The organism is Streptomyces sp. UH6 (genome assembly GCF_013421635.1).
In the GTDB taxonomy this organism is placed as follows: Bacteria; Actinomycetota; Actinomycetes; order Streptomycetales; family Streptomycetaceae; genus Streptomyces; species Streptomyces abyssomicinicus.
Genome location: NZ_JACADT010000315.1, coordinates 1 through 5,760, shown reverse-complemented (window position 1 = coordinate 5,760; position 5,760 = coordinate 1). Strand labels below are relative to the sequence as shown.

Annotated in this window: 9 protein-coding genes; 2 read left to right on the top strand and 7 right to left on the bottom strand. The window is 73.0% G+C overall.

Annotation, left to right across the window (positions count from 1 at the left end):
• The 5 genes from HW445_RS16370 to HW445_RS16350 form a co-directional block, all read right to left on the bottom strand.
• Window positions 1-645: class I SAM-dependent methyltransferase (locus HW445_RS16370; protein WP_180221757.1), on the bottom strand; the 645-nt coding region annotated here is incomplete at its 3' end.
• 30 nt (window positions 646-675) lie between these two features.
• The gene (locus HW445_RS16365; protein WP_151772729.1) at window positions 676-1,308 is read right to left on the bottom strand and encodes a uridine kinase; all 633 of its coding nucleotides are present in this window, start codon (window positions 1,306-1,308) and stop codon (window positions 676-678) included.
• A 47-nt stretch (window positions 1,309-1,355) separates the two neighbouring features.
• The gene (locus tag HW445_RS16360; RefSeq protein ID WP_180221756.1) at window positions 1,356-2,171 is read right to left on the bottom strand and encodes an SAM-dependent methyltransferase; all 816 of its coding nucleotides are present in this window, start codon (window positions 2,169-2,171) and stop codon (window positions 1,356-1,358) included.
• A 139-nt stretch (window positions 2,172-2,310) separates the two neighbouring features.
• The gene (locus tag HW445_RS16355) at window positions 2,311-2,547 is read right to left on the bottom strand and encodes a DUF397 domain-containing protein (RefSeq protein WP_151772731.1); all 237 of its coding nucleotides are present in this window, start codon (window positions 2,545-2,547) and stop codon (window positions 2,311-2,313) included.
• Complete coding sequence (locus HW445_RS16350; protein WP_180221755.1) at window positions 2,548-3,408, bottom strand: helix-turn-helix transcriptional regulator; 861 nt, start codon at window positions 3,406-3,408, stop codon at window positions 2,548-2,550.
• Between the two features lie 283 nt (window positions 3,409-3,691).
• Between HW445_RS16350 and HW445_RS34270 the strand changes: the two genes are divergently transcribed.
• Window positions 3,692-4,213, top strand: coding sequence for an ATP-binding protein (locus HW445_RS34270; RefSeq protein ID WP_180221754.1), 522 nt, complete (start codon window positions 3,692-3,694; stop codon window positions 4,211-4,213).
• Between the two features lie 50 nt (window positions 4,214-4,263).
• A complete protein-coding gene (locus HW445_RS16340) occupies window positions 4,264-4,650 on the top strand; it encodes a hypothetical protein (protein WP_374939662.1) in 387 nt (128 codons plus the stop codon).
• Window positions 4,651-4,729: 79 nt separating this feature from the next.
• On the opposite strand, the gene HW445_RS16335 is transcribed toward HW445_RS16340, so the two are convergent.
• Window positions 4,730-5,416 (bottom strand): DUF899 domain-containing protein, encoded by a 687-nt coding sequence (locus HW445_RS16335; protein ID WP_180221752.1) that lies wholly within the window; start codon window positions 5,414-5,416, stop codon window positions 4,730-4,732.
• 164 nt (window positions 5,417-5,580) lie between these two features.
• Window positions 5,581-5,760 (bottom strand): hypothetical protein (locus tag HW445_RS16330; RefSeq protein WP_180221751.1); only part of this gene is annotated, 180 nt, incomplete at its 5' end.

Genomic DNA, 5,760 nt, shown 5'->3' with positions numbered 1-5,760 from the left:
GAAGTACACGTCGGCCTCGACCCGCGCGAGCCCCGCCTCCCGCAGCAGGCGCGGCAGGCGGCGGCCGTAGGCGAGGTCCACGCCGCGCCCGGCGAGCAGGTCCCGCAGCCCGAGCCTCAGCCGGTTGGCGAGCTGCTGCTCGGGTCCGGACTCCTCGGGGCAGAGCAGTGGCTGCAACGCCAGGTCGGCGTCCTCCACCAGCAGCCGCCCGCCCGGCCGCAGCGCGCGGATCATCGAGCGCAGGGCGCGGTCCCGGTCGGGCGCGTGGACCAGGGCCAGCCGCGCGTGGACGAGGTCGAAGCCCTCCCCCGGGGGTTCGTCACGGCCCAGCCGGTGCGTCCGGGTCTCGACCTGCCGGGCGGTCGCCTCCGCCCAGGAGACGTCGGAGTCGGTGAGGACCACCTTGCCGGTCGGCCCGGCCTTCTTGGCCAGCCAGGTCGCCACGCTCGCCCCGCCCGCGCCGATCTCCCAGCAGCGCCAGCCGGGGCCGACGCCCAGTTGCTCCAGGTGTCGGCAGGTCACGGGGTCGAAGAGGGCGGCCACCGCCTCGTGGCGGGCGCCGGAGTCCTCGCGCCGTTGGCTGTCGTGGGATCCGGGAGCCGGGCCGGTCCGGTCGTCGATGAGGTGGCCGTCGAGTGTCGTCATGCCGGAATCATCCCAGTTCGCCCGGTTCGGTCAGCCGTTCCACGCCGGGTGGCGCGGGTCGTCGGCACGCACCAGGACGTCCGCGGCGTCGGCGGGCCCGGTCTCGCGGTCGTAGCGCTGATGGGCGGGGAGGGTCCAGTGCTCCTCCTCGGGCGTACGACGGCGCAGCGCTCCCGGGGAGAGCGCGAGATGGACGGTGAGGTCGAAGGGGAAGCCGTCGTTCAGCAGGAACGGCCCGTGCACCAGGAGCGGTGAGCCGGGCGGCAGGGCGACCGCGGGGCTGCGGGTGGCCCGGTCGGTGGCCGGGTCCCACAGGTCGGGCAGCACGCGCCCGTCGCCGCCGGGGTACAGCGGGCCGAACACCTCGCGCCAGAGGGCGCCGGTGTCGAACCAGCCGTCGTAGTAGGTGTCCACGTCCTGGCGGCCGTACTCGTAGCGCAGGGAGGCGGGCCGTAGGAAGCCGGAGGTGGCGACGACCAGTGCGGCGCGGCCCCGGGGGCGCAGCGCCTCGGCCACGAGGGCGGCCAGGTCTCCGGGGCGGGCGGCCGGGGCGCCGTCCAGGGCGACCCGCGGCCAGGGCGAACCGTCGGCGGGCCGGAGGTCGAGGAGACGGTCCGCGAGGCGGCCGGCGAGGCGTTCCCAGGTGATCGCTTCGAGTCGCACTCCCCCACCGTAGCGGGGGCCCCGGGGACCCCCGCCACGGTGCGCCGTCAGGCCTTGCGGGCCACGGCGACGTAGCCGCCGCTGACGATGTCCTCCTGGCCCGGGACCGGCTCGCCGAGCTCGGGGTGCCAGTCCTCGGCGGCCACGATCCCGGGCTCGACGATCTCCAGGCCCGCGAAGAACCGGGCGAACTGCTCGCGGGAACGCGGCGCCAGGTTCAGCGCGTTGTTCCGGTACATCTCGTCGACCTTGGCGGCGGCGTCGGGGTGGAAGTCGGCGGTGAGGTGCGAGATCACCAGGTAGCTGCCCGGGGCGAGGGCCCGCACCAGCCGCTCCACCAGCTCGTAGGCGCCGTCCTCGTCCTTGACGAAGTGCAGCAGGGCGATCAGCGACACCGCGGCCGGCCGGCCGAAGTCCAGCACCTTGCCGGCGCGTTCGAGGATGAGGTCGGTCTCGCGCGCGTCGGCCTGCACGTAGTCGATGGCGCCCTCGGGCGTGCCGCGGAGCAGGGCCTCGGCGTGGGCGAGCACGATCGGGTCGTTGTCGCAGTAGACGACGCGGGACTCCGGGGCGACGCCCTGGACGATCTGGTGCAGGTTGGGCTCGGTGGGGATGCCGGTGCCGACGTCCAGGAACTGGCGGACGCCCTGCTTCGCCAGCCAGCGGGCGGACCGCTGCATGAAGGCGCGGTTGATCTTCGCCATCAGCGGGATCCCGGGCTCCACGGCCAGCATCTGCCGCCCCATGGCCTCGTCCACGGGGTAGTTGTCCTTGCCGCCGAGGAACCAGTCGTACATTCGCGCCGGATGCGGTCTGGTGGTGTCGATCCGCACGGCCTCGCCGCCGGTTCCCTGCTCGGACATGGTCCACTCCATCATCGGTCGAGCAACATTGATCAACAGCTCAAGCAATTAGTCGCAAGAATAAGCAAGTTGTGCGCACAGCGTGGTCCGAGTCGGACAACCGCCGCCCGGCAGCGGCGACGTGACGGCCCGCCGGTCCTCAGGAAAGGAGAAAGTCGGCCTCACCCGCCTTGGCCCCCTGGATGAAGGCCGTCATCTCGTCGCTGGTGTAGATCAGCGCGGGTCCGTCCGGATCGGTGGACTGGCGGACGGCGACCCGGCCGTCGGCGAGTTTCATCGCCTCCAGGCAGTTGCCCCCGTTGGGTCCGCTCCATGGCTTGCGCCACCCCTCGCTGCCCAGCAGCGTGGCCGGCATCCCGTTGTAGATGCGTGTCATTCAGTACTCCTCGCGGAGATCGCGCAGGATCTCCCTGGTGCGTTGCGCTGTGGCGGCGGCCGCCGCCATGCGGTCCATGACCTCCAGATGGGCCGCCACCTCGGCGCGCGCGTCCAGGTAGACGGCCCCGGTCAGGTACTCGCTGTAGACCATGTCCGGAAGTTCCGGCACGGCGAACCGGAACAGCACGAACGGGCCGTACGTACCGGCGTGCGGGCCGGCCGAGAACTCGGCGACCTGCAACGTCACATGGGGGAGGTCGGCGGCCTCCAGCAGCCGGTCGATCTGCGCGCGCATCACCTCCGGCCCGCCGACCGGGCGGCGCAGCGCCGTCTCGTCCATCACCACCCAGAACCGGGGGGCGTCCGGTCCGGCGAGCAGCTCCTGGCGGCGCATCCTCAGCGCGACCAGACGCTCGGTCTGCTCCGGGTCCTCGCGGCCGGTGGCGCCCGCGCGGAGCACACCCCGCGCGTACTCCTCGGTCTGCAGCAGGCCGGGCACGAAGTGCGGCTCGTAGCCGCGGATCAGCGACGCGGCGCCCTCGAGGCTGACGTAGAGGGAGAACCAGCCGGGCAGGATGTCGTGGTAACGCTGCCACCAGCCGGGCTTGTTGGCGTCCTCCGCCAGCCGGACGAAGGCCTCCGCCTCCTCGTTGTCGACCCCGTACGCCTTGAGCAGCATCTGCACGTAGGGGATCTTCAGCGCGACCTCGGCGGTCTCCATGCGCCGCACCGTCGCCGGGGCGACGTGCAGGACGCGGGCCGCTTCCTCGCGCTTCATCCCGGCGCGCTCGCGCAGATCGAGCAGGCGGCGGCCGAGCACCACCTGACCGACGGTCGGCGCGGATCTCGGCTCGCTCATGCCGCTCCTCCCGGCGGTGTCCCCGGACCGGCTGTCACGCGCACACCCCCGTCTGTTCCCACTCGTCCGTCCGACATGTTCTGGAGAACCCGCTGCTGGGAACGCTGGGCACGTTCCCCCGCGGGACCGGAGAGCAGTGTGCCACGACCGCGTCAGAGAGTCCCCAGGCACTCTGCATTTTTCAGAGTGGCCCTTGCCAAGTGTTCTTGACACCGCGATAGTGGCATGCGTGATTCCGCCCGCGCCCTTAAGTGCCGCCTCCACCGAGGGAAAGCCGTTCGCGGTGACCGGTCCCACCGTCGATCGGAGGTTCCGGTTCCAGCTCCCGGCTCATCCCTCCTCCCCCGCGCTGGCGCGCCGTCTGGCCCGCGCCAGGCTGGCCCGCTGGCGGGTCCAGGGCGACGCCTGCGACACGACGCTGCTGGTGGTCTCGGAGCTGGTCACCAACGCGGTGGTGCACACCTACGGGCACGGGGTCGTCTGTGAGTTGCGCCCGGTCTCCGGCGCGCTCCGCGTCACCGTGTGCGACGAGGGCTGCGCGGCCGAGGAGATCCAGGTGCGGCAGCCGGACACGGAGCGGGAGAACGGCCGGGGGCTGCTGCTGGTCGACGCCCTGTGCCGGGCCTGGGGCGCCCGGCGGCAGGACGCCGGGATGCTGGTGTGGGCGGAGATAGCCCATCTGGACCTCGGCTGGGGGGCGCCGCACGAGCCGGAGGACGAGTCCGACGGCGAGGGCGAGAAGGACAACCGGGCCGCCGCGCTCCCCGGGGCGGACGGCACGGGAACGGGGGCCGAATGGGTGTGAGCGCGGGATTCGCCGGAGGCCGGAGCATGACCATGGACACACTGGTACGCATGACTCGCCGAACGGGCGATCCGGCACCGCCCCGGCGTCTGGCCGTGCCGGAACGGATGACCCTGCCGCTGGGCTGCGACGCGGTCGTGATGCCGGCCGGGCTGGGGTCCCTGGTCCTTCCCCACCTGCCCCGCGTGGGATGTGTGTACGCCGACGACACACATTGGTGGTGGATCGTGCCGTCGGACTCGGACTACGCCATGGCGTGGCCCGAGCCCGCACGGTACGTGCCGGGGGCCGTCCTGCCGGAGGTTCCCCGCACGGCGCCCGCGCCGCTCCACGTGCCGGACGACGTCGTGCCCTACACGCCGCCCATTCCGCTGTACCTGGCGCTGTGCCAGGCGGCGGGCACGATGCCGGCCTGGTCGACCGCGGTCACCGCCTGAGTCGCCTGAGTCGCCGCAGTCGCCGGAGTCGCCGGAACGGACCGAGCCGCCCGCATCCCTTGAGCCGCGCCCGGGGGCGTCACCAGTCGTACTCGTCGTGGAACCGCAGTGCGGGGCGCGCCGCCGCGCCGAGCGCGTCCGCCCGGCCCCGGGGTTCCTCCCACTCCTCCTGCCGTCCCAGGGCGGTCAGGTCGAGCAGGCTGGTCAGCGATCCCACGCCGTCCATGCCGTCCTCGAACGTCGAATAGGTGTGGAAGACGCGGTCCCGCTCCCGCAGGAAGCAGCTCAGCCCGGGCCGGTCGACCGGGCGGCCGTCGCGCACCACCGTGGCCTCGAGGTCCGCGGTGAAGGAGCACCCCGAGGACGAGTACCAGGGCACCGACCAGCCCATCCGGGCCTTGAACGGCAGGATCCGCGTCAGCGGCGCCCGGGACACGGCGGCGAAGGTGGTGTTCCGGGCCCACAGGTGGGTCGGTGGTCCCATCTGGTCGAGGAAGGCCGCGCTCTCCGGGCAGCCCGCCTCCCATTCGGGCGGGAAGACGAAGTGATGCACGATCAGCTGGTGGCGTCCCTCGAAGAGGTCGAGCAGCGTCGCCCGGCCGTCCCCGCCGTCGAAGACGTGTCCGTCGTCGACCTCCACCATGGGCAGGCGCCGCCGCCGCGCGTTCAGGGCGTGCCGGGCGCGCGCCAGTTCGTCCTCCCCGGCCTGCAGCGCCTCCCGCGCGGCACGCCATTCCTCCCGCGAGACGATCTGCGGAAGCGTCAAGGGCCCTCCCCCGAGTTGTGGGTCGACGGTGTGGGTGTCGACGGTGTCCGGGGGTGCTGACCCGGGCGGCCCGGGAAACTCATCGCCCGCGCGCGGATTTTTTTTCCGGCGACTTCTCCGGCGACTTCTCCGGCGTGGCCCGGGGGCGCCGCCGGAGGGCGGCGTCAGCCCGTGAGGAGCAGGGCGGGCCGCGGCGCCGGACGGTGCGTGGCGGCCAGTTCCTCCAGCAGCGCGGTCAGTCGGCGGGTGTGACGGGTGGTGAGCCGTCCGGTGTCGTCGAGCTGGACCGCGCACGCGGTGACCGTGTCGACGAGTTCCTCCAGCAGGACCGCGGCGCGTCCGGC

Bases quoted from the DNA above. Each gene is read 5' to 3' on its own strand.
- HW445_RS16350 (WP_180221755.1), bottom strand. From the start codon at position 3,408: ATGAGCGAGCCGAGATCCGCGCCGACCGTCGGTCAGGTGGTGCTCGGC.
- HW445_RS16360 (WP_180221756.1), bottom strand. From the start codon at position 2,171: ATGTCCGAGCAGGGAACCGGCGGCGAGGCCGTGCGGATCGACACCACC.
- HW445_RS16340 (WP_374939662.1), top strand. From the start codon at position 4,264: ATGACTCGCCGAACGGGCGATCCGGCACCGCCCCGGCGTCTGGCCGTG.
- HW445_RS16355 (WP_151772731.1), bottom strand. From the start codon at position 2,547: ATGACACGCATCTACAACGGGATGCCGGCCACGCTGCTGGGCAGCGAG.